Annotated in this window: 8 protein-coding genes and 1 pseudogene; 8 read left to right on the top strand and 1 reads right to left on the bottom strand. The window is 40.6% G+C overall.

The window, feature by feature from the left end:
- The first annotated feature begins 141 nt into the window (after positions 1 to 141).
- From LC653_RS24595 to LC653_RS24575, 5 genes are all read left to right on the top strand, one after another.
- The gene (locus LC653_RS24595) at positions 142 to 5,376 is read left to right on the top strand and encodes a toxin TcdB middle/C-terminal domain-containing protein (protein ID WP_229497342.1); all 5,235 of its coding nucleotides are present in this window, start codon (positions 142 to 144) and stop codon (positions 5,374 to 5,376) included.
- Positions 5,358 to 5,516, top strand: coding sequence for a hypothetical protein (locus LC653_RS24590; RefSeq protein WP_229497341.1), 159 nt, complete (start codon positions 5,358 to 5,360; stop codon positions 5,514 to 5,516). The genes LC653_RS24595 and LC653_RS24590 overlap by 19 nt, the downstream gene beginning before the upstream one ends.
- A gap of 78 nt (positions 5,517 to 5,594) precedes the next feature.
- Positions 5,595 to 6,518, top strand: a complete 924-nt coding sequence (locus LC653_RS24585; protein ID WP_229497340.1) for an encapsulin — start codon at positions 5,595 to 5,597, stop codon at positions 6,516 to 6,518.
- Between the two features lie 44 nt (positions 6,519 to 6,562).
- Entirely contained in the window at positions 6,563 to 13,780 is a 7,218-nt protein-coding gene (locus LC653_RS24580) for a neuraminidase-like domain-containing protein (protein WP_229497339.1), read from the top strand.
- Positions 13,781 to 13,871: 91 nt separating this feature from the next.
- Positions 13,872 to 17,168, top strand: coding sequence for a Tc toxin subunit A-related protein (locus tag LC653_RS24575; protein ID WP_229497338.1), 3,297 nt, complete (start codon positions 13,872 to 13,874; stop codon positions 17,166 to 17,168).
- 451 nt (positions 17,169 to 17,619) lie between these two features.
- On the opposite strand, the pseudogene LC653_RS24570 reads toward LC653_RS24575, so the two are convergent.
- Positions 17,620 to 18,228, bottom strand: a pseudogene (locus tag LC653_RS24570) (IS1634 family transposase); the annotation flags it as partial.
- 318 nt (positions 18,229 to 18,546) lie between these two features.
- On the opposite strand from LC653_RS24570, the gene LC653_RS24565 reads away from it, so the two are divergent.
- The 3 genes from LC653_RS24565 to LC653_RS24555 all read left to right on the top strand — a co-directional run bounded on the left by LC653_RS24565 (position 18,547) and on the right by LC653_RS24555 (position 22,614).
- A complete protein-coding gene (locus LC653_RS24565) occupies positions 18,547 to 18,798 on the top strand; it encodes a hypothetical protein (RefSeq protein ID WP_229497337.1) in 252 nt (83 codons plus the stop codon).
- Between the two features lie 910 nt (positions 18,799 to 19,708).
- Complete coding sequence (locus LC653_RS24560; RefSeq protein WP_229497336.1) at positions 19,709 to 22,015, top strand: hypothetical protein; 2,307 nt, start codon at positions 19,709 to 19,711, stop codon at positions 22,013 to 22,015.
- Between the two features lie 218 nt (positions 22,016 to 22,233).
- Positions 22,234 to 22,614: a hypothetical protein gene (locus LC653_RS24555; protein WP_229497335.1), complete on the top strand. Its 381-nt coding sequence runs from the start codon at positions 22,234 to 22,236 to the stop codon at positions 22,612 to 22,614.
- Positions 22,615 to 22,740 lie beyond the last annotated feature (126 nt).

Below are 22,740 nucleotides of genomic sequence, written 5' to 3'. Positions count from 1 at the left end.
GGCATCGCAGTACTGATCTACCACGGTGATCGTGGAGGTAGCCGTTCTTGAACCCAATTAAATACCCTTGCTAAGTTAAACTGTTAGTAATTAATTATACTCTCATGAGAGTAATAAAAGAGCGTTAGTGGTAATCGGTTTGTGACTCGGTATGCTTATCATCATGGTTACTTTGATGGGGTAGAGCGAGAATTTCGCGGTTTTGGTCGAGTGGATCAATGGGATACGGAAGAAATAGGTACAATCCCTGCGAGTCAAGCTGCTTCCAACGATACGAATTTGGATGTGGCTTCTTTTGTTCCTCCTGTTATGACTAAAACCTGGTTCCACACAGGAGCTTATTTTGGTCGAGACAAGATTTCTCGGTATTTTGAGTATGAGTATTATCGAGAACCTAACCAGTCAGAGCAAGCGTATCAAGCATCTTTGTTGCCTGATACGATTTTGCCCGATCAATTGACGGTGGATGAAGAACGAGAAGCGGCCCGATCGCTCAAAGGCCATATTTTGCGGCAGGAAATTTATGCCCTAGATAGTTCAGAAAATTATGCCCTAGATGGGTTAGAAAAAGAACCCTTGCCCTACACTGTGTCGGAGCGTAATTACGAAATTCTGGTAGAGCAAAGACTGCTAACTAATCGCCATGCGGTTTTCTTTGCCTACGAGCGCGAAACGATTAATTATCATTATGAGCGAAGTTTTATTCTCGATCCCACAGATCCAGAAACCGATCCAAAGAAGAAACGGAAAATTTTCGATCCGCGTATTACCCATACCATAACGCTGGAAGTGGATGAGTTTGGCAATGGTTTAAAATCGGTGGCGATCGCCTATCCCCGTCCTAAATCGGCCTATCCTGAACAGCAAAAAACCTTTATTACATATACGGAAAATCAGGTTATTAACAAACCTAACGAAACGGACTGGTATCGAATCGGGGTTCCTGTTGAGACTCGAACCTATGAATTAACAGGCTATGCCCAAAACGGCGATCGCTTTCAGCTTACAGACTTTGTGAAAAAGGCTCCCAGTGTTCCAAATACCTTTGTCTTGATCTATGACGAAGAAATTAATTACGAGGAGCAAGCCAGGGATAAAAAACAACGTCGCCTTATCGAGCAAGTGCGATCGCTTTATCGTCCTAACAGCCAAGCAAATACTACCGATCCAACTTGTCTAGCATTGGGAGAAGTAGAGTCCCTCGCCTTGCCCTGTGAGAGTTTAAAACTGGCTTTTACACCTGGCTTGCTCAGTCAGGTTTACAGAACCAAGATTAACAACAGTGATTTGGACACACTACTCAATAGTGAAGGTAAATACGTTAAACAAGATGGCAACTGGTGGATTCCGTCTGGGCGACAATCCTTTGATGCGAGTAACTTTTACTTACCGATTCAAACTAAAAACCCCTTTGGCAATATTTACACCAGCAGTTATGACCCCTATCATCTTTTGGTTATTCAGACAGTCGATCCATTAAACAATACTGTCCAGATTCGGAATAATTATCGTACTCTCCAACCTGAACAAATGACTGACCCCAATGGCAATCATTCTCAAGTGGTGTTTGATGCCCTGGGGATGGTGGTAGGTACTGCGGTTATGGGCAAGGTAACGGAGAAACAGGGAGATTCCTTCAATCAATTTAATGCTGATCTGAGTGCAGAGGAAATTAAGGCATTTTTTGAAGCAGATAATCCGCGATCGCTAGCAATTCAAAATTTAGGCACAGCAACAACCCGAATTATCTATGACCTTGATCGCGTTCCTGTGTGTGCAGCGGCGATCGCCCGTGAAACTCATGTCAGCGATCTGGCTGGTGGACAAACCAAGGTGCAATTGAGCTTCGTTTATTCCGATGGCTTTGGACGCGAAGCGCAGACGAAGGTGCAGGCAGAACCGGGTTCCCGCGATCCGAGTGTGCCGAACTCACCGATTCTCGATCCGCGCTGGGTAGGGACGGGAGCGAAAGTTTACAACAACAAGGGCAAACCCGTTCGGCAGTACGAACCATTTTTTAGTCCCACTCATCACTTTGGCATCGAAAAGTGGGGTGTGAGCAGTACGCTATTTTACGATCCGGTGGAACGGGTAGTGGCGACGCTGCATCCAAATCATACTTGGGAGAAGGTGGTTTTTGATCCGTGGCAGCAGCAAACTTTTGATGTCAACGACACGATCACGTTTGACCCCAAAACCGACCCTGATGTCGGAGGATTTCTGACTCGCTTGCCAGAGGGGGATTATTTACCGACTTGGTATCAGCACCGGATCGGTGGGGCATTAGGGACGGAGGAGAAAAATGCGGCAGAAAAAGCGGCAAAACACGCTAATACACCGACAATCGCTCACTTTGATTCATTGGGACGAATTTTCTTAACCATTGCGAATAATGGCAAGGATGCTGCTAGTAATGAGCAAATGTATCGCACTCGCATCAAGCTAAATATCGAAGGCAATCAGCGCGAAGTCATTGATGCTCAAGACCGGATTGTGATGCGCTATGACTACGATCTGCTGGGACATCGCATTCACCAGGAAAGTATGGAAGCAGGAGAGCGCTGGATGCTCAATAATGTGGCAGGCAAGCCGATTCGGATGTGGGACAGCCGTGGTCATACTTTCCGCACGACCTACGATGAATTAATCCGTCCCAAAGAATTATGGGTCAAAATTGATGAAAATCCCGCATTCCTAGCAGAAAAGACGGTCTACGGGGAAGGGCAAGACAATACCAAAAACCATCGGGGTAGGATTTATCAGCATTTTGATGGTGCGGGTGTAGTTACGAATGAAGAATTTGACTTTAAGGGCAACCTGCTCAACAACACGCGGAAATTGGTGCAGGATTATAAAACCATTCCTAATTGGTCAACAAATCCCGATTTAGAAACGGAAATCTTTAGCAGTAGTACCCGCTATGATGCGTTAAATCGACCGATTCAGTTAATTGCACCCCATAACAACCAACCTAATACCCAATTCAATGTCATTCGTCCGGTTTACAATGAGGCGAATTTATTGGAACGGATGGAGGTTTGGCTCAGGCAAGGGACAGAACCAACCATATTGCTCGATCCGCAGTCAGCAAATTTTCATGCAGTAACGAACATTGACTATGATGCCAAAGGACAGCACACCCTGATTGAATACGGGAATGGGGCAAAAACTGAATATCGCTACGACGAGAAAACCTTTCGGTTGATTCATCTCAAAACCACGCGAAGTGGTGCAGTTTTGCAAGATTTGTTCTATACCTATGATCCAGTAGGAAATATCACCCGCATTCGGGATGATGCCCAACAGACAATCTTTTTCAACAATCAGGTGGTTTTACCCCATTGTGACTATAGCTATGACCCCATTTACCGTCTGATTGAGGCAACAGGGCGAGAGCATATTGGACAGGTTGAGCAACCAGAAACCACATGGGATGACGAGTTTCGGGTCAATTTGTCCCATCCTCATGACGGACAAGCGATGCGGAACTATACAGAGCAATATTTTTATGACGCGGTGGGCAATTTTGAGAAGTTAATCCACCAAGCGGCAAATGGGACTTGGACTCGTGCTTATGCTTACAACAAAGCCAGCTTGCTCGAACCTGGTAAGCAGAGTAATTGCTTGAGTAGTACGACAGTGGGGCAAAGGACTGAAACCTATACCTACGATGCCCACGGCAATATGACCAGTATGCCGCACCTGACGTTAATGCAGTGGGATTACAAGGATCAGTTAAATGCGACTTCGCGGCAAGTTGTGAACGATACACCGTCACCAGAAAAAGTGCGGGAGACGACTTTCTATGTGTATAATACCAGTGGTGAGCGGATTCGCAAAGTTACAGAGCGGCAAAATGGGACGCGCAAGAACGAGCGCATTTATCTGGGTGGGTTTGAGATTTACCGCGAATTTAATAGCAATGGGAATGACATTAAACTAGAGCGCGAGACGTTGCACATCATGGATGATAAGCAGCGCATTGCTTTGGTGGAAACGAAGACGATTACTAATCCTGATGATGAGTCAGCGAGGCAATTGATCCGTTTTCAGTTGGGGAATCATTTGGGTTCGGCGAGTTTGGAGTTGGATGCTCAGGCGAGGGTGATTTCCTATGAGGAGTATTATCCCTACGGTAGTACGTCTTATCAGGCAGTGGATAAGGGTATTAAGGCGGCGAAGCGGTATCGCTATACAGGTAAGGAACGGGATGAGGAGATAGGGTTGGCTTATCATGGGGCGCGATATTATGCGGCATGGTTAAGCAGATGGGTGAGTTGCGATCCTATCGGGATAGGTGGAGGAATAAATGTTTATTTCTTTGCGGCTAGTAATCCAATTAAATTTTCTGACAAAACTGGTAATACTCCCGATCCGCCGCCAAATTCAATTGAAGACATATTTACTTTTATTAGAAATCAGGCAGGGTTTGAAACAGGAGCCGAAAAAGGAATTTCATTTAGCTCTAAAGCAGCAAGTCCATTTGGTACAGCAGCTCATGCAAAAGCAACTGGGGTTTTAGATACGCTCAAGCAAATAGGAGTTCAAGGAGCGGAAAGAATTTATTCGGAGGTGAGAACTGTTGGAGGTGTAGTAACCCAAATTGGTGGTACTCCAGGCGGTTCTAAAGGCTCTTTTAATTTAGATTTAGTTGCAGTTCAAGAAGGAAAATCATTAAGTGTTGGAGACAGTTTGACGAGTGCAGTCGGTGAAGTTGTTGGAGATTTGAAGTACGGAGGAGGAGTAATAAGTCCCAAATATAATGCACTTGGCATTCCGTTGACTACGGTTAACGGAAATACCGTTGCTTCAACAACAGAAGAGGTAAATGCCTTAATTAGTGCTACTAAAACTGAGTCTTTAGCGGCAGAAGCTGGAAATGCCTTAGTTAGTGCAACTAAAGCTGGAGTTGCGGGCAATTTATTGGCAAAAGCGGCTCCAGTCTTGTCTAAGCTTGCTCCAGTTGCCGAAGCTTTAGCCCCAGCAGCAAAATTTGTAGGGAAAGCAGCAGGCCCTCTTGGAATCGGAATTGGCGTTGCTCAAATAGCAACTGCCAAAAATACTGAAGGAAAAATTGATGGTGGCATTACTACTGTATCTTCAGCCTTGATGATGAGTAAACATCCTGTTGCTATGGCGGCAGGCGGTGGATTAATGGCAGGACAGATTATTGAAAAGACGTTAGATGTTAGCGACTACAGTTCAGCAGTTGGAATGAAAGCCGATCAAGCTGTTGCAGCATTGGGTGGAGGAGAGACAGCACGCACCGTTGCTGGAATCACTGCCACAATACTGGCTACACCAAGTTCGATTGGGGTTGCCGCTTTAGACAAGGTTTCTGGGGGAAGGTTTGCAAAATGGATCGGACTGAAATAGTGCGATCGCCCACTCCTACACAGTCCCTTAGCAACACACCAAATCCCCAAAAAATAACCAAACAAGGAGAAAAATCAAATGAAAAATTTCAATCCCCTGACTTCTTCACTATAAGCATTTCACCTTGGCGATCGCCTTAATCACCGTCACAGCGATCGGTACAGTTAGCGTGTTAGCAAAACCTTAAAACCTTATGAATACAAAATAGAGGCAATACTATGAACAACTCAAATGAAGTTAATTGGGAACAATCTGTATGGCAAGAAATTAACGCTGCCGTTGTCAAGGAAATGGCAAAAGTGCGGCTTGCACAAAAAGTCTTTCCCACCACGGAGTTTGACAATAATCCGACGGATGTTCCCAATGACGTTATTAATTTCGCAGACTTAAGTATTGTTGAAGGTCGGACTAAACCTTTTGTTGAAATATATCAAGAATTTCCGTTAACGAGTACCCAGGTTGGCAAAGAAGCTCAGATCAAAACTTGTAAAACACTGGCACGAATGGCAGCCAAAGCGATCGCCCTCGCGGAAGACACAATCATCTTTCAAGGCAATGTAGATCGTCTTCCAGGAAATGTTAAAGCTGACAACAGAGGCTCGACTGCCCAAGGTTTACTTGGAGAAGCCAGCCCTCAAGATGCTGATGATGATGACGAGAACAAAGTTACTGAGCCCATTAAAGTAGGGAAACTGACCAATCCCCAGACAGGGGCTGTATGGGGTGAAAACGTTTTCTCGGCTGTGGCAGATGGTAGAGCCATTCTAACCAGCAAAGCACAAGCGCCAAATTATGCACTGTTTTTACCTACCAAGGTTTACGCTGACACCCATGTGCCTCCCAGTCCTGCCAGTTTAGTCACCACAGCCGAACGGCTTAAACCACTCGTCGAGGGCGGATTTTATGGAACCGGAACTTTGCCAGAAGACAAAGGACTCCTGGTTGCATTAGGAGGCGATCCTACCAGTCTTTACGTGGGGCGTGAGGCCATCACTGAATTCGTTCGCAAAGAGGGTTCCAAGTATTTCTTTCGGGTCGTGGAACGGATTCAATTCGTAGCACGCGATCCACGGGCATTTGTGCTGCTTCAATTCGACGATTCGGCTAGAAAAACTTCACCCTCCAAGTCATCCCCGGCTTAAGAGGTGGTTTAACCCTGTATTGATGATGACGAAAGGTGAATACTATGGAATCTGGAAAGCTCAGTATCGGCGATTTTGGCGACGACGTTGCTCTCTTGCATGAAACTTTAAAGAGTCAAGGGTTTGAGGCATCGCCTGAAGAAGTTAAGCGCAAATTTTTTGGTCCTTCGACTCGTGAAGTTGTCGGAGAGTTTCAAAAAGCTCACGGCATTGATCGAACTTGCGAGGTTTGCAAGCAAACAGCAAAACTTCTTGCCAGAAATCCAGAAGTAGTATCATCCGTTCAGCCAAATCCAATTTTTACATCTACTTTTGATCGCAGTAAAGAGTTAACACAGAGAGTAGCCCCTTTCTCACCCAATGTATCTCCACTACCTAATTCAGAAGAGAAATTTATTGTAAGCGGCACTATTCGTCAAGAAACTGGGAACTTTCCATTAGAGGGAATGCGAGTAGTTGCTGTTGATAAATATATTGGTGGCGAAAGTATTTTAGGAGAAGGGATTACAAACTTTCAAGGTAACTATCAAATTCAATACCTACTTTCATCAATAATAGAAAGGGGAAAACGAAATCCTGACCTTCAGATTAAAGTTACAAAACCGAATACCCCTGACAAAATTCTCGCTGTTTCGAGAGTGCTTTACCACGCCAGCAGTCAAGAACCCATTAATGTTCAAGATCCCATTGATGTTATCGTCCCCGATACCAAACTAGAAATTGCTGAAGAATATCAACGCCTGACTAAGGAGCTTTCCGTCCATCTTGGCAATCAAGATATACGCTTTGCCCAACTGCAAGAAAATAGCGATCGCCAGGATATCACCTATTTAGCTAATAAAACGGGATGGGATGCTCGGATGGTGGCTATGGTAGCCCTTGCCGATCAATTTAGCCAACAAAATGACATTCCCTCAGAATTTTACTATGCTCTATTTCGGTCTGGAGTACCTGCAAATCAGGATATCTTGAGCCAAGTCAGTCCAGAAATGGTGCAACAAGTCTGGACTAAAGCCATTGAAGAGAAAATTATCCCAGAAGCACTCAAAGAAAGAATACCGCAAAGTCTAGAACAATTCAAAAATTTTAGTTCTAACCGCTTGTTAGAACAACCAGCACAGTTAGGAGTCTCTTCCTTTAAGCAATTGCTTGATATTGCTTTAGTTAGAGATAGTAACCAACAACAACGCTTCGCTCAACTATATTACGAAAACCGTGATAATCTCGACAACTTGTGGAAAAATGTTCGTCAAGAATTTGGAGATTCAGTAGCGAATCGGCTCCAACTAGACGGCAAATTAGGTTTCTTAACTATTAATAACGGAAAACTAATTGAGAAATTACATCAAAATAACGTTTCAGAAAGCCCCCTTGATTTAGTTCGGAATGGCTTTTACAAAGTCGAGAAGTTCAAAGAGTTATTAATAGCAGATATTCCTATTCCTAATGAAATTTTAGGTGAAAATGCAGAAGAAAAAAAAGATAATTACGTCAGGTTAATGGTCAATCAAATTAAGTTGAGCTATCCTACTGCCGTAGTTGCTGAAATGATTAATAATAATGAGATTCCCTTGCAGGTAAATAGCGATATTAAGAGCAATGTATATCAATTTCTCAACCAACAGCAAGGAAAATTTGAACTAGGTGTTCATCCAGTCGAAGATTATTTACAAAAAAATAATCTAACTTTAGCAGAACCAGTCTTAGGGCAAGTTAAACAGCTACAGCGTCTCTATCAAATCAGTCCTTCTGATGAAGTTATGGGCAAACTGGTAGAGAAAAAAATCGATTCTGCCTATGCTGTAATTCAGTACGACGAACAAGAATTTATCAAAACTTTTAAAGATGTACTAGGTGGAGAAGCGACAGCAAGTTTAACCTATGCCAAAGCACACCAAGTTCATCATGCTGTCCTCAATATTGCTACTAGTTATTTAGCTACTCGTACTGCTCCTGAAATCTATGCAATGTCGGCATTTACCGATCGCGCACAAGCAAATAACACTACAGGAGTTCTTGCTTCTCCAACCTTAGAAAATCTATTTGGGGAAATGGATTATTGTGAGTGCGAACATTGTCGTTCAGTACTTAGTCCAGCCGCTTATTTAGTCAATTTATTACAGTTTATCGACCTGAAGCGCAAGAATAGTGAAGGTGTAGAATTGCCACCTGAATATGAAAAAGAAAATCCTCTAGATGTGCTTCTGCGTCGTCGTCCCGATATTGAACACATCCAGCTTACTTGCGAAAATACCAATACGGTGCTGCCGTATATCGATTTAGTCAATGAAATTCTAGAGTATTTTGTTGTCAATAATTTTTCTTTGAAAGATTTTAAAGGGTACAACATCGAGGAAGGAGACACTACCGAAGAGTTATTAGCTAATCCACAGTTTGTTAATCAAGAAGCTTACAAACGCCTAAAAGAAGCTATCTTCCCTCTAACTTTACCTTTCCATCAACCCCTAGAAGCACTGCGCGAGTATTTTAATTATTTTGACATTCCTCTCCATGTTGGTATGGAGCAGCTACGACAAAACGATAATTTAGAGCGAGCAGGCGATGAAAATTCGTCTAACTATGGTTGGCAAGATATTTTGATCGAACGCTTGCAAATGTCTCGACAAGAACACAAAACTCTTACCGAGAGTAGCATCACGCTCCAGCAAGCCTATGGTGTAGCCAATACCGTCACCGATACTCAACTAATCGAACTGATTTCCAATGCCAAAATTTTTAGTCGCCGAGTAAATATTAGTTATGAGGAAGTTATAGAAATTATTAAGACTAAATTCATCAATCCTCATAGCCATCTCATCTCCAAATTAGAAAAGTTGCGGATTAATTTCAAAACTATTAAAGATTTTCATGACGGAACGCTAACTGAAACAGAATTTGATGGATTAAGAACTAAAGATAGCGAGCTAAACCTTATTCAATATGGCGGAGATGTTAAAAAATGGTTGCGGGACAATTATGACAAAATTATGGGATTGATTTTGCTATCAGATCCCACAGGTAATGAAGATATTTGTAGTTTTGGCAAATTTGAATTCCGCTACGCGCTTCCCGATTTTATTCAAAACCGCGATTTTATTCAAAACCGACTGAAGGCGATTGAGTTTTGGAAATTACTGCGTTTTATCCGACTTTGGCAAAAACTCGCTTGGAGTATCGAATATACTGATAAAGCTATTTCCGCACTATATCCGACTTCTCAACTGCCTGAAGCTGGAGACGATGAAGCAACTATTAAGAATAAACTGGATCGGGGTTTCAAGTTATTAATTCTGCGGCTCGCTCATCTGAAAACAGTCATTGCCGAACTAAATCTTAACCCGAAACAAGAATTACTAAAACTACTCACCCTTTGGTCAAATATCGATACTAACGGTAATAAATCTTTATATCGGCAGATGTTTCTCAATCCTACAATCCTGCGTCTAGACGATATCTTTGAAGAAGATGGCTACGGAAATTATCCCAAAAAAGGTGATGAAAACATTCGTAACCATGTAGAGTCGTTGCAAGCTGCATTCAACTTAAAAACAGAAGAGTTTGAATTAATCTTCAAAAAGCTCAATTTTAACGAGCAAACTAAATTAACTTTAGAGAATCTTAGCAGTATCTTTCGCTATAGTTATCTAGCTAAGAAGCTAAAACTTAGTATCCACGAGTTTCTAATTTTACAGACAATATCAGGAATCGATCCCTTTGTTTCATTAAGCTTTACAGATCCAAATGAAGGGACAAAATACCAACAACCAGCTATTTTACGATTTATAGAACTGGCGGAACTGATAAAGCGATCGCCTTTCAAACTCACTCAAATAGCCTATTTCTTGCAACATGAGAATATTAGCAGTAAAGCTTCGCCAACTAAAGAGGATATTTTATCATTTACGAAAACAATCCGTGATGACTTGATTCGGATTGATCGCGAAAATATCGTACAAGACGATCCTACAGGCGAGATTACCAAAGCCAAGATGGCACTAGTATATGGAAATCAAACAACTGATACATTTTTTGGTTTATTAAATGGTTCTTCCTTATATTCAGTATCCTACAGTCACCCTCAATTAGAATTAGAGGCTAACATTCTGGCTGTCACAGATAAGCTCACCTACGATAAATTCCAAAAACAGTTGACTTTTCTTGGCGTGATGACAGAGACGGTAAGAAATGCATTAACAACTATTACTGGTGTTTCTAATGAATTTAAGCAAGCCATCAACAGTCTTTTTGATAAAGGACAAGCACTTTTTGACAAATTCCCCGATCTGAAAAAGCCCTACGATGATTATGTAGCTTCGAGCGAACCAATAGATAAAAAAATGTCTGCTCTGTTGGCTACTTTTCTGCCTAACTTGCGACAGCAACTAAAACGTCTCCAAGTTAAGCAAACAGTGAGTTCTCAAGTAGGTGCAAGTTTAGAAATAACGAACCTACTATTAGAAACACCAGAACTTCTACATACTGTAGTCAAATCTGAGGGAAATGCGATCGCAGATTTTCTTAACTTAGAAACACGCGGAGTTTCGGCACAATATTTCTTCGCCGATGATGTTGTAGGAACACCCAATCTAGAAAACATAGCTGTAGCGCAAATTAATTACCGTACTCCCGACGCAAAGACGGCTTTACCTCAAAATACTGTAACTCCCAATGCTCCTATTAGTGGTGTATGGGAATGCTATCTAGAAGTTCCCGATAACGGTTTTTACAACTTTTATATAGAAACTGATGCTAGTGCTGAAGTCCAACTTTCTCTAGAGAGAAAAGAACTAGATAAACCTGATGAACCAATCAAAGCCGAAGTGGAAATAACTCTGCAAAATGGTATCTGGCAAAATCGGGATGCGATCGCACTCAAAGCAGGTCAATTATACTCTCTTAAACTCATTGTTAAAAAGGTAAAAGATAAGCTGATTTTCAAGTGGGAGAGTAAAGGTTTAGCCAAAGAAAGTATCCCCACAAATTATCTATATCCTTCTGTGTTAGTCGATCGCTTTACTAGCAGCTATTTACGGCTATTAAAAACCTTTGCGATCGCGGAAGCATTAAATTTATCAGCTACTGAAGTCAACTATTTTGGTACTTACAGCGACTACCAGATTAATGGAGAAGGATGGCTAAATGCTTTACCTACTAGCTCACTAGCCGATAATGCAGCAATATTGACAGAACTCTTAAAACGTTTTACCGGCTTATTGCATTACCAAGAACTCAAACAAGCTTTGAAAGTTCAAGACGATATCCTTATCAAGATTTTTGTCAATCCTAATGCAATCACTGAAGATAAAAAGAGTTTACTAGAGCGAGTAACCAATTGGGATAAAATCTCAATTAATGCTCTCTATACACACTTTGGTTTGACATCAGACACTCTCAAACATCTAGAATCTTTTACTCGGATTAATGAAGCCTTTAATCTTGTCAAAAAAATAGGAATTAAAGTATCAACATTAGTTACTAATACTACTAACGAGCCTACGGCAGATATTATTCGCAATTTCCAAAGTGCGCTAAGAGCGCGTTATGACGAAAGTGCTTGGTTGCAAGTAATTCAACCAATTAACGATAAATTACGAAACTTACAGCGCGATGCATTGGTGACATTTATCTTGCATCAGTTTCAACAGAAATCAGAAACCGAACATATCAACACACCAGACAAACTCTTTGAATATTTCCTAATTGATGTCGAGATGGATGCTTGTATGAAGACTTCCCGCATCAAGCAAGCTATTTCCACAGTTCAATTATTCATTCAACGTTGCTTGCTGAACTTAGAAAAAGATCTCAACGATGAGAATAAAGGAGTATCTCCCACGTCAATTAATTCTAAACAATGGGAATGGATGAAACGCTATCGAGTTTGGGAAGCCAATCGTAAAGTATTTCTCTTTCCTGAAAATTGGCTCGAACCGGAACTGCGAGATAATAAATCACCTTTCTTTAAAGACTTAGAAAGCGAACTTCTGCAATCAGATATTACCGAAGATAGTGCAGCTACCGCCCTCGTTCATTATCTCGATAAACTAAATGAAGTTGCCCAATTAGAAATCTGCGGTATGCATTATGAAGAAAACGAAATGGATAAAATAGCAGATGATATTATCCACGTTATTGGGCGTACCACAGGGGCGAAAAGGAAATATTATTACCGTCGCTTAGAAGGTGGCTCTTGGACACCTTGGGAAAAAGTAGATGTTGAGATAGAAGATAATCCTGTACTACCAGTAGTATGGAAGGGTAGATTATTCTTATTCTGGGTAAGTGTTATCCAAAAAGCTCCAGATAACCAACAGACACCTCCACAGAAAACTCAAGAAGAGCTAGATAAAGAACCATCAATCGCTCAGATGAAGCAATCGCAGTTAAGAAGTTTAACTTCAACTCCAAATGTTGAAGTTAGCGTAAATTTGTACTGGAGCGAATACTATAACAAGAAATGGCAGCCACCAAAAACTTCTGATATCAATAAACCTTTGTTGCTTGGTCAATTCAATCCAGGTGATTTTGATCGCACAAAGCTAGAATTAAGTTCCCCATTTCCTTTTGAACAGGAATGTAGGATACACATTGAATATCCTGGTTTGACACCAATTAATTATATAGATGCGGCTATTTTCAATTACTTCAAACTCTACAATACACACAGTTTACCTGTGCCAATAATAAACCTTGAACCCTTCCAAAGACTTTACCCATTTCTGATATGGCAACAAAATTTTAGTTCTAATAATGACAAATTCACGATCTCTTATATTTATCGAGAATGGTATCGACAATCATCTCAGTTTTTAACTAAGCTATATCTTACTAAAGAAGTGCTTACTCACCCCCAAATATATCAAGTTATTAAACCTCAACATTTTGTTAAAGATCTATTGGAAGCTCCTTTTTTCTTTCAAGATTCTCGTCATGTTTTCTTTGTACGTTCTGAAGAGAGTAAAGTTTTAGTACCCGACTATTCTGGTTATGGAGTTCTATATAAACCACCCATAACTCGTCCACAAATTGACATACCACCAATCATTTTTGAGCCAGTGCCATTACCAGGCAATCCTTTAGATCCAATCACCATTGTACCAAAGCCATTTAATCCAAGTGTAATAAATCCTAGTATTCTTGAATCTCTTATAGATAAAAATCCTTTGATTAACAAAGTGATCAGTACGAATAAAACGATTTTATTTAAAGACAAAATCATTGGTTTAAGTGGTTCTTTAAATATTGAAAGACAATCGTTTTAAATCCATTTTAGTAATGTGGGCTTGATAAATCACACCTTGAGCAAGAGGAAATAGAGGCAAAACCTTACAAATTATTAGCAAGGAGAAAAACATGAGCGGGTTTATTACTAGAGGATTTACTAATAAAGTATCTGGATTTCACAACTCTTTAGGCGATAAAATCTCTAGTCAATTAGGCATTTGGCAGGAAAAAACTAAACTTACATATACTTTCCAAAATTACTTTCATCCATTTGTCAGCGAGTTGCTGGAGCAGTTGAATAAAAAATCCGTTGACGGTCTTTTAGATGTCAATTTTCATGCCAAGCTAAGACAAGATTTCTTTAAAGCTTTATATCAACCTAATGAAAGCGATCAAACAGTAGAAGTTGAATATTCTCCCAAGGAAATTGATGTTAGTGAAAACGGGCCTTATTCAATTTATAACTGGGAACTGTTATTTCACGTACCTCTGACTATTGCTGTTCATCTGAGCAAGAACCAACGGTTTGCCGAAGCACAGCGATGGTTTCACTACATCTTTGATCCTACTTGTAACGATAAATTCGGTATCAATCCTGAAACTGGTGCAGAAAAAGAGCTAAAAGAAAAACGGTATTGGAAATTTTTGGCTTTTCGTCAGCAAAAAGATGTCAAACAAATTGATGAGCTGCTTCGTATTGTTAGCAAGCCAAATGATGAATGTACACCTGAAGAATTAGAACAAAAAAAGCACACATTAGAAGGATACGAAGCTATCCGTAAAAAACCATTTCAACCCCATGCAGTTGCTCGTACTCGCTTTTTAGCATATCAATACTGCACGGTAATGAAATATCTTGATAATCTCATTGCTTGGGGCGATAGTCTTTTTCGTCAGGATACGATCGAAACTATTAATGAAGCTACCCAGATATATGTCTTAGCTGCTAATATTTTGGGTCCCAAACCACAAAAAATACCCGATCGCGGTAAAGTAAAACCAAAAACCTTTGCTCAATTACGAGACAAACTCGATCCTCTCGGTAATGCGCTAGTTGATCTAGAAGGTAAAATTCCTTTCAACCTTTACTTTCCAACTACAGAAAAAGTCAATACCGATGAAGTTAACCCCCTGTTTGGTATAGGCAAAACTCTCTACTTCTGCATCCCTTGTAACGACAAACTCTTAAGCTATTGGGATACAGTGAGCGATCGCCTCTTTAAGATTCGCCATTGCATGAACATTGAGGGAATAGTTAGACAGCTACCCCTGTTTGAACCACCCATCGATCCTGGGATGCTGGTTAAGGCTGCTGCTGCGGGAATTGATATCAGTAGTTTAGTCAGTGGTTTAAATCAACCCTTATCCCCAGTGCGATCGCCCTTGATGATTCAAAAAGCTTTAGAACTCTGTTCTGAAGTCAAGGCGATGGGCAATAGTTTATTGTCCGCTCTAGAAAAGAAAGACGGAGAAAAACTTTCACTGTTGCGACAACAACATGAAATTAACATCCAGCAAATGGTACAGGATGTTAAATATCTTCAGTGGAAAGAATCTCAAGAAGCAACCGAATCTTTATTTAAAACCCGATTAACGACTCTCGAAAGGTATCGCAATTACCAAAGATTATTAGGAAAATCAGAAGAAGCAGTATCGGCTTTAGAAAGTCTTGCTATAGAAAGAAAAGAATTAACTGAAGATAATTTTAACGAAGTTTATAAAGAATTGGTAGGAAAATATGCAGGAGAAATACAACTAGAAAGTTATTCTTCTCTAGATATTAAAGATGAAGGCAGATTGTATCTAAATACAAATGAAGATGCTGACTTAAATACACACATGCCTAGTGCTAAAAATTTTCAACTAGCTGCTTTCGGTTTGAGGCAGTCTGCACCAGCTTTAGGCTTAATTCCTCAATTCCCTATAAACATTCATTTTTGGGGTATAGGGGGAACAATTGAATTTGGTGGAGAACAACTCTCAAAAGCTGCTATTATCGGTGCTGACATTGCCGATCTCAATGCTAATTTAGAAAATCACAAGGCTAGTAGCGCCTCCAAAACCTCTTCCTACGAACGTCGTGCTGATGATTGGATTTTTCAAAACAACCTAGCTGCACGAGAATTAATGCAGATCGGACGGCAAATTATCTCTTCTCTCATCCGCGAACAATTTACTTACCACGAATATAAAAATCAGAAAACGCTGATCGAACAATCCCAAGAAATTGATCGCTTTTTACAATCAAAATTCACTAACCAAGAACTTTACGGCTGGATGCAAGGTGAACTCTCCAAACTCTACTACGAATACTATAAGTTTGCCTTCGATACTGCCCGTAAAGCCGAACAAACGATGAAACACGAACTAATGCGCCCAGAATTAGATGAGCTTAACTTCATAAAATTCAATTACTGGGATGGAGGACGCAAAGGATTATTATCTGGAGAAGCGTTATATCTCGACATCAAGCGCATGGAAATGGCTTATCACGACCACAACAAGCGCGAATACGAACTTACCAAACACGTCTCCCTCCGACAACTAGATCCATTTGCACTTTTAAAGCTTAAAGCTACGGGAACTTGTGAAATTAGCCTTCCTGAATGGATCTTCGACTTAGATTGCGCCGGACATTATATGCGGCGAATTAAAACCGTTAGTCTCTCAATTCCTTCAGTAACAGGCCCCTATACTAGCATTAACTGTACCCTATCTTTATTGAAAAGCTCTTTGCGTAAATCTTCAGTATTATCCGATGGTGTATACGGTCGTAGTCCAGATGGCGAAGACATTCGTTTCATCGATTATTTTGGCACGATTCAGTCTATTGTCACCAGTAACGCCCAAAATGATAGCGGAATGTTTGAAACTAATCTGCGTGAAGAACGTTTCTTACCTTTTGAGGGTGCTGGTGCTATTAGTACTTGGAAATTGGATTTACCCTCAGAATTTCGTCAATTCGATTACGATACTATTTCCGATATAATTATTCATCTACGCTACACAGCTAGACAAGGTGGAGGACTGCTAGGAGGTCAAGCTATCTTAGAATTTAAAGAAGCGATCGCATCTGCTAATAGCTTCGTGCGTCTTTTTAGTCTCAAATACGACTTTCCTACCGAATGGTATCGTTTTGCCAGTGGAACCGAAGAGTTTAAAGCGATCGTAAAAAAGGATTATTTTCCTTATTTTACTCAAGGAAAGGATAAGGAGATTGTGATCGTTAAAGCAGAACTATATGTTGTTAAAAATAATGAATTGCTACCAGCATCTAATAGCCTCAATATTGATTTTGAGAATATTACAACCAATCTCAAAAATAAAGAAGAGTTTCAATTTTCTCTTTCTGCCGATTATAAGGATTTGGTAAGAGAAAATGCAGCCCAAGTATTTTTGCTATTCAGATACTCTGTTTTGACTTGATGAATTTACTAAATGTAGATATTTAAGCTACGAAGTTTATGGGTAGTATTGAAGCCCCAAAATAATGCCCTGGTTCGTGCGCTGTTCCAAAGCAAAGCGCGGGTAGTCCCAGTGCTTGGGTATCGAGATTGTGGGTTGCATTGATCCCACATTCCGCACCCTAACTGTCACAAAGGGGTTTTTACGGAGTATTTTTCTCGATAAAAAGAGTAAAATCAGACGTTTTGGGTTATGAGGTCAGATTTTTTACCGACTCTGGATGAGATTTAGATTCTCAATAAGGTGCAATAAAGATTGGCACTTAATTGATAGATAAAAACTTATGATGACTGTGCAAATCTCTGTACTTAAATTATGGATTTTGACGAAAAAGTTCAAAAAATCTGTAACTATTAAACGTAATTAATAGCGCTTATCAATACATTTATAAATAATTTATTGCGGCTATTTGTCAACATTTATAATAGTAGCGACAATGAGGAGGCAGAAAACTCAAAATATATTTTCTGGATGAAGTCATATTTGATATGAATATTTCCTGATTATTTAACTTGACTAAATGTATAGATTGAAAACATTGAAATACCCAGCGCATGGTTGGGTTGTTTACAGATTTACCAAGCTGGTTTTTAATTGTAGATTTAGACGCTGATAAGGCGGCTCTGATTTGTCTTTGAGCCAAAGTATATACTAATAGACATAATCCCATTATCATAGCCATAGCTTCAATTCTTTCACTTGCTTTAAGAAAAATACTATCCGCAAAAAATAAAGGGTCTTTTAAAAAACCGAACCCTCTTTCACAGCTTTGCTGTGCTTTATATTCAGAAATCATATCATCATTACTGAGAGACTTTTCATCCAAAATATTTGTTGCCAGCACAAAACGTCCAGCACTTATATAAGCTACTTTAATGGCTTTTCGATTTTCGCATAATGTGGCATTTACTTGATAACAAATATCTTGATTATCCTTTGATTTTTTCTCCAAGTAATTAACATTCTCAATTTGATGATATTTTAATTTTTTATTTAAACTTTTTACAGATTTAACAGCATTGAATTACAAAAAGGGGAGGGAGAGGCTGCGGACGGCAGCCTCTCCCTCCCCCTCATAATGATTATCATTTTCTATACCTGGATATTTTCTCTCAGTCCCTACCTAATAGAAGTATTTATCATTAAGTTTTAAAATCTCCCTTCATTTTATAGTTCATAAATACTATTCGCCGACAATTAGTTAAGTACTAATGAACTTGTGGCAGTTAGGGTGCGGAATGTGGGATTCAATCAATGCAAAATGAAGGGGTTAGTTTAGAGGAAATAATCGCTTTTATTCGTAGAGCGAAAGCTAAAAAATAAATTCTTAGAGGATGAGATGATACTAACCGAATCTGAAATCCAACAAGTTTTAGAGCAAGTTAAAGCTGCTTTTCCCAACTTAACTGATTGGGAATACAACAATGAAAAAAATGAGGAGTATTTCGGCTTCTCTGTTTGGGGACATTTTGTTAATAACCCCGAAGAACTAATGCCACGGCGTTTTTTTATTACACTTGATACTTATGAGCAAAAGTGGCAAGGATGTTTAACGATAGGGCAACCTAGCAATATGATGGTCAAGTGCTGATGTGGGGGACGCTCATCTAGTAGATACGGAACCAAGTGAGACTTTAGAAGAGGCAATTTCAGCACTCAAAGCGAAAATAGTAGAACTGTTCCAAGCTTTTCAGTAGATGAGGAGCAGCGCTAAATGGGTAGGGCGATCGCCCCCCCCAGTTCCAGTTTCAACAGAGGAAAAAGGGCGATCGCGTGCAGAATGTATTGAGTAATAGCTATCCTATTTACATAATAATGATAATCATGCAGGTGGGGGAAGAAGCTGCTGTCGGCAGCTTCTTCCCATTCTCTTTATTAAGGAGACAGGGGTGAGCCTTGCTCACCCCTGTCTCCCCCCAACTATACGATTATCATTCTTACAACTCATGTCTCAAGTATGAAGTATATCTTGCTACGAGATTTTCTGCTGTATATAAAGCACTATCCGCTACGCATATTCCCTCAAATGTCCATTGCTCTCTAAATTCTTTTAAAACATGATTTTTCCTCCTCTCTACCTTTCTCGATTATTTGAGCTGAGAAAAGCCTGAAACTGTTGCCAAGCAATAGTTTCAGGCTTTTATTTTTCCAATTTTATATTTATTTAATCCGCTTTAATATCTGCGGAATGTGGGCTGAAGATTTTTTGTATCGGGTAATAGGCGACACAGTACTTCTATAGCCTTTTGACCCATATTCGACTCTGAGTGTGTGATTCTCAACTATTTCTCGTTTTATTACCTAAAAGCTAAAGTACACAAGAAGTTTAGGCTTTTCATCTCCATTCTAGCTTTTATTGATTTGTTGACACCATTCTCAACTACTGAGGCGTTCGTTCTATCGCTATTGACTAAAAAAATTCATCTTTTGCGATCGCTCAACTGAGAGCATCCCCGCCCTAGATCACCAAAAGTGGACAAGACCCAAAATTACAGCATAATATGTACCGAAGAACCAAAATTTTCAACTTCAATTCATCAAAAGAGATGATAAAGATATTTCAGCTTGTGGGTTTTTCCGTTATAAAGTATTTAATAGCGGGTTTTGTTATTGCGCTGGTTTTAGCAATACACTCAGGGAATGCCCAAGCTTCTTCTCTCGACATTTACATTAAAGATTGCATCAAACCTTTACCACCAGGCTACACCGAACCGCTTTTTTCAGGTCTGGGAAATCATAAGTACCCAATCATGATGCAAGGATCGAATGTTCCAGACGCACAGGATTATCTCAATCAAGGCATGACCCTGCTTTATGCTTTCAATCACCCGGAAGCGATTCATTCCTTTAATCAGGCTGCAAAGGACGACCCCAAAGCAGCAATGCCCTATTGGGGAATTGCAATGGCTGCTGGTCCGGATATTAACACGGGTGCCACAGATGAATGCTTGAATTTGGCTGACGAAGCAGTCAAATTGGCAAAGAAAAGGGCTGAGAATCAACGGGTGGAGTTATCAAACACAGTAGAGGGATTCCAAGGAAACAATGAGCCAGAGAAACACTTTCTCTCTCAATCAACTACTGATAATCGCACCCAGAACCAACTGGAAAAGAATTATGTAGAGGCTCTTGCCAAGCGCTACAAACATACTAGTAAAGAGCCAGTACCTGCCAATGCAGAAGATAAAGTGGATCGACCAGACTACGATGCTAAGTCTAAATTAAAGTGTATAGATGCACAGGGAGACGAAGTTTATGTAAATGAAAAAGGAAAATATGTGTGTGTTGACGCGAAAGCCTATGCCGACGCAATGAAAGAACTTCAAGAAGCACAACCAAAGGACAATGATGCGGCGACACTATATGCAGCGGCTCTAATGAATATTAATCCGTGGAAATGGTGGACACAAGGTGATCTGACTTCCAAAATTAAAGAGCTTTTCGATAACCTACTAGAAAAATCTCCCCCTCTCGACTCGAATTATATGGGAACGAACCTCTGTCCGTGGCAAGGTTGGAGAAAAGGTCAACCAACTCCTGAAATTGAAAAGGCTCTCCCAGTCTTAAAAGAGGTTCTCACTCGCAAGCCGAAACATATAGGAGAAAATCACTTAGGAGCAAATCACTATTTTATTCACGCAACCGAGGAATCTCCCTGTCCGGAAGTGGCTTTGTATAGTGCCAATAGAATCTCAGAACTTGCGCCAGCAGCAGGTCACATACAACATATGCCCTCCCATGTCTACCAACGAATTGGTGAGTACGCCAAGGCAACAGAGGCAAACTATAAAGCCCTATATGTAGACCGAGCTTATATCCGCCAAACTCCGGAAACAGCCCGCTATCCCCTGCACTATTTAAGTCATAATCTGCATTTTTTGACTGACTCGCTCTCAATTCAAGGACGGGAAAGTGAGGCTCTTGCGGCAGCGCAGGAATTGTTTAAAAACATAAAAAAATATAGTGTGGATGATTACAACCCACTCTATAATCAGAAGCTGGTTCAAACTAAAGACGATTATTTCTTTACTGTCCCTATCTGGACTGCAATACGCTTTAACGCATGGGATTTTCTGTCGAAGATCAGGTGTGAGGAAGCCTTATTTGAATTTTTCACCCGGCGCGATTTGCACTTTACCAACGCAATGCAGTCGTATGGGCAAGTTTTGAAATATCTGGCTACTACTCCTCCCGTTACAATTGAGTCAGCCTTAGCAAAGCTTGAGAAATTTTGGAAAAAAGTTGGTCAAGCTCCTCCAGAATTGCAATACGGTAACAACAATGCCTCCGACCTATTTAGGATTGCTAACTTAGTTCTTATAGCGCGCACACTAGAGGCTCTTCCTTCAGATATACGTAATGATTTTATCGAGAAAGTAAAAAATAGGGTAGAGAAATACTCAGCTTTGAAGCTAGACTCTGGTCTTTTTGCGGAAAATATTAAGCGCGATCAACCAATTATCAACATTTGGACAGAGGCTGTTGCTCTGGAAGACGGTTTGAACTACAACGAGCCACCAGACTGGTATTACCCAGTGCGGGAATCGCTGGGTGCTGCCTATTATCGACAGGAAAACTATGCGGAAGCCGAAAAGGTGTTTTGTAAAGATCTGCAAATCTCCAATTGTGGTGATGAAAAGCCGGAAATCCACAAGATGAATGGTCGATCACTCTTTGGGTTGATTGAAAGTATAAAGGCGCAGCCCGAGAATAAGATTCCGCACAAGGAGGTTCCGCAGAAACTCAAGTCAGAATTTGAAAAGGCATGGAAGAATGCCACGGTAAAGCCATTACTCAAAACGATGTAAAAAAAACTTTGACGAGGAGCAATACCTATGAAGAAATTTGGGAAGAAAATCATAGTAGTTGGCTGCATCTTTGCCTGGTGCCTTCTGATTGGTTTTGGTTTTAGCGTTAGCAGTAGCTACGCTGCAATCCGACATTCACCTTCTGTGACAATTCAGACAATCTTGGGCGTTGTGATTTTATAGGCTGTCACGATAGCTTTGGTGTCGAACTGCACGATGTGCCGCCCAAGTGGCCGATAAATAAAGGATATGAGCCGGGGAGTTTCACTAAGGAGCTGAACACGCTTTTTAGCGAGTCTGCCCTGGCAGATGAGTGGAAGAACTATCGCCTTAAGGGCACTCAGATCAACTTTGTTGATTCAGCTGGCAATCCCACCCTGTTGGGTAATTCGGTTACTGAAGAAGGTTTTGTCCAGACCTCATCTTGTATTACTTGTCATGCCCGAGCTACTATCAATATTCAGGGCACGTCTGGATTACAGTTTCCCGGTTCAAAGCCAGACAACCAAAGCTATAATGGTGCGCCAAACCCTAAATGGTTTGACGGTTTGAAGCAGACTGACTTCGTTTACCCATTGCCCAAACGTTTTCCCAAGTAGAAGTTATTGTAAGGCTGAAGGTGCGTTGCTCCTTTAACCAGCTTCCACAAACTCGCCCCTAGCTTACAGGTTCGGAAACAGCTGCACCATTGTGCAGCAGTCCCGCTACCTGAAAGGCTATAATTC

The organism is Nostoc mirabile CHAB5784, from assembly GCF_020829645.1.
Lineage (GTDB): Bacteria > Cyanobacteriota > Cyanobacteriia > Cyanobacteriales > Nostocaceae > Nostoc > Nostoc mirabile.
Note: the sequence above shows the minus strand (reverse complement) of the source record. Positions and strands in the feature narration are given on the sequence as shown.

Bases quoted from the DNA above. Each gene is read 5' to 3' on its own strand.
- LC653_RS24590 (WP_229497341.1), top strand. From the start codon at position 5,358: ATGGATCGGACTGAAATAGTGCGATCGCCCACTCCTACACAGTCCCTT.
- LC653_RS24585 (WP_229497340.1), top strand. From the start codon at position 5,595: ATGAACAACTCAAATGAAGTTAATTGGGAACAATCTGTATGGCAAGAA.
- LC653_RS24580 (WP_229497339.1), top strand. From the start codon at position 6,563: ATGGAATCTGGAAAGCTCAGTATCGGCGATTTTGGCGACGACGTTGCT.
- LC653_RS24575 (WP_229497338.1), top strand. From the start codon at position 13,872: ATGAGCGGGTTTATTACTAGAGGATTTACTAATAAAGTATCTGGATTT.
- LC653_RS24565 (WP_229497337.1), top strand. From the start codon at position 18,547: ATGATACTAACCGAATCTGAAATCCAACAAGTTTTAGAGCAAGTTAAA.
- LC653_RS24560 (WP_229497336.1), top strand. From the start codon at position 19,709: ATGTACCGAAGAACCAAAATTTTCAACTTCAATTCATCAAAAGAGATG.